Origin of the sequence: Ilyobacter sp. (genome assembly GCF_041583315.1) — a bacterium.
Lineage (GTDB): Bacteria > Fusobacteriota > Fusobacteriia > Fusobacteriales > Fusobacteriaceae > Ilyobacter.
This window is the reverse complement of sequence record NZ_JBFHGC010000356.1, coordinates 1-3,086: the sequence shown is the minus strand read 5'-3', so window position 1 is coordinate 3,086 and position 3,086 is coordinate 1. Positions and strand designations below refer to the sequence as shown.

Here is a 3,086-nt window from a genome sequence, read left to right as displayed (position 1 = left end):
TTTTTCTTGGATTTCCAAGGGCATTTAGCTTATTTTTCACAGGCCTTGATTTTTGGTTACTTTTCATCAAGGAAAAGTGACAGCCTTTCGGAGAAACTCAGTGATTTTTTAAGAAACACAACCTAAGCCAGTCTTCCTCTCACAAGCAATACAGTTTTAAGATCCTTTGTCATATTCATAAGCCTCTCGTAGTATTCTTCCTCTTTATGTTCATCCGGGACTGCAAGCCCCATGAATACTAGATCTGTTTCTGATGAATTTTCATATATCATCTCTGAAATACTCTTTTCCTTATCCTTGCTTACTACCTTCACCTCAGCATCAATTCTGAGATAATCTAGCATCTCTTTGAGTACTCTTTCTCTTTCCTCTGATTCATCGGAAGTTCTTACTATACTCAGAAGCCTTATGGTGCTTTTTTTCCAGTCATCATTGAGAGACATGAGATGTGCCAGATTCAGCATCAGATTTCCGTTATTTTCAAGACCTCTCCACCATATATCTATGGTATTCCTCTTTCCGAATGAGTTTTTGTCATTTTCCACCAAAAGAATCAGATTTTTATCAAAATAAGTAACCTTTCTTATAAATCTGATAATCGGAGGAACACGTTCAGCGGATTTCGGGACTCCCATGAGTACGGTATTTGGCTTCAGTAACCCTATACCATTTGTCTGGACGGTTTTCTCCATAGTGGCAGCCATATCTGAACCTACCACCACCTCTGAAAATGCATTGAGGCTATTATCTCTTATATATCTTTCCAAGACTCCTTTTGCATCTTCTACTTCTTCTTTTTTATCCTCTATTCTCCCGAAAATATAGTGCACAAGGGTTATTATACCCCTACCCTTTGAAAACTGCTGTGCCAGATAAACTAAGTCACTTCTGCTTTCCGGTTCTCCTGAAAAAACAAGAATATCAGGCTTCCAGTTTTTTTCTTTTTTAGGATTGAACCTCAGTTTGAGAAGACATACCCTTATTATAGATACCAGGACTCCGTCTCTCAGATCTCCCCAGGTTCTGCTTATATTTTTTTTACTGAGATAGAGATAGATACACATAGTAAAAGCCAGGCAGATTATTGTGGCATTGGAATTTATCAAAAACATAACCCTGTATGACCCTAGAGCCCCTATGAGGGATATAATCCAGGGAGTCTTGAATGTAGGCCTGTAGCTAGGATTCCCCACCAGAGTTTCCAAGGCTGCCACAGTATTTATGGCACCATAGGTGTTGAGAAAAAACATGGTTATTACAGGAGCCACAAAGTCCAAGTTTACCTTAATTATAAATACAATTGCTATTATAAAGCTAACAAGTGAAGCTATTCTGGGTTCATTTGATTTCCCGCTTCCTCTTCCGAAAATTTTTGGAAATACACTGTCCTTTGACAGGGCCATCATGGTTCTCGGAGCTGCTACCATACTTCCAAGTGCCGATGACAATGTTGCTGCCCATATTCCTCCGATTACAAAAATCGGAAATCTCGTTTTGGATATAATTATCAGTTTATTGTTCAGAAGTTCTTCCTCGGAAACATTCATTCCGAGCCAGAATATCTGGACAAGATAGATGATAAAAGTAACGGCTATGGCTGCAAGGGTCCCTTTTGGTATGTCCTTTCTCGGATTTTTTAGATCCCCGGACATACTTACTCCTGCCAGTATCCCAGTTACCGCCGGGAAAAATACTGCAAAGGCTTTCCAGTAGTTACCACTGGCAGAAAAACTTCCTAGGGATACAGGCACTATATCGTAGTTACCCGATATAGCTATGGTTCCCAGAGACAGAATTATTACTGAGAAAACCACATACTGTGTTTTTACAGCCAGGTCGGCTCCTACAGCAGAAATTATACCTATTATCACAGTTACTGCAAGGGCAATAAACTTGTCGTTTACAGATGGATATATCATCTTTACCGACTCTACAAACCCCAGTATATAAAGGGCTACAGATATTACCTGAGACAGGTATAGTGGTATACCTATACTCCCTCCTATCTCTAGCCCCAGACTCCTGGAGATGAGATAATAAGCACCCCCACCTTTGACATCCATATTAGTTGTTATAGAAGACATGGATAGTGCAGTAGAGATAGTTATCACATGAGCCAGTACGACTATACTCACTGTCCCCAGAGTCCCTGCATTACCAACTACCCATCCAAATCTAAGGTAAAAAATTACACCTATTATAGTCAAAAAAGTCGGAAGAAAAACACCATTAAATGCACCAAATCTCTTCTCCAATTATCCCACCCCTAAAAATATTATTAATTTTGACTGTAAATCTAATATTATAAAATTTATTTCATTACTTTTTTCAGATAATGCCCTGTATAGCTTTCCTCTATCTGAATTAGCTTTTCAGGTGTTCCCACTGCTATTACTCTTCCTCCTTCGTCTCCTCCTTCAGGTCCGATATCGATTATATGGTCTGCTGTTTTGATCACATCGAGATTGTGCTCTATCACAATTACCGTATTCCCCTTATCTACCAGCCTGTTCAGTACCTCAAGGAGTTTTCTGATATCCTCAAAATGAAGACCTGTTGTAGGTTCATCCAGGATATAAACAGTGTGCCCCCTGGCTACCTTTGATAGCTCCGTGGCTAGCTTTATCCTCTGAGCTTCTCCACCAGAAAGAGTGGTAGCAGGCTGACCTAGTTTTATATAATCCAGTCCCACTTCCATAAGTACTTTTAGTTTCCTCTCAAGAGACGGTATCTTCTGAAAAAATTCATAGGCGTCCCCTACACTCATTCCCAGCACATCAGATATATTCTTTCCTTTATAATTTACCTCAAGCGTCTCACGGTTATATCTTTTTCCCTTGCAGACTTCACACTCTACATAGACATCCGGCAGGAAATTCATCTCTATTTTTATTATCCCTGCTCCCTGGCAGGCTTCGCATCTTCCACCCCTTACATTGAAAGAGAACCTTCCTTTTTTGTATCCACGAATCTTAGATTCTTTTGTTTCTGCAAAAAGGTTTCTTATATCGTCAAAAATTTTGGTATAAGTGGCCGGATTTGATCTGGGAGTCCTTCCTATGGGACTCTGATCTATATCTATGACC

At 39.7% G+C, this 3,086-nt stretch carries 1 protein-coding gene and 1 pseudogene; both read right to left on the bottom strand.

What is annotated here, in order from left to right; all coding sequences use genetic code 11:
* Positions 1–122: 122 nt before the first annotated feature.
* Positions 123–2,255, bottom strand: a complete 2,133-nt coding sequence (locus ABZA26_RS11295; protein WP_372714628.1) for a hypothetical protein — start codon at positions 2,253–2,255, stop codon at positions 123–125.
* Positions 2,256–2,311: 56 nt separating this feature from the next.
* Positions 2,312–3,086 (bottom strand): annotated as a pseudogene (locus ABZA26_RS11290) (excinuclease ABC subunit UvrA); the annotation flags it as partial.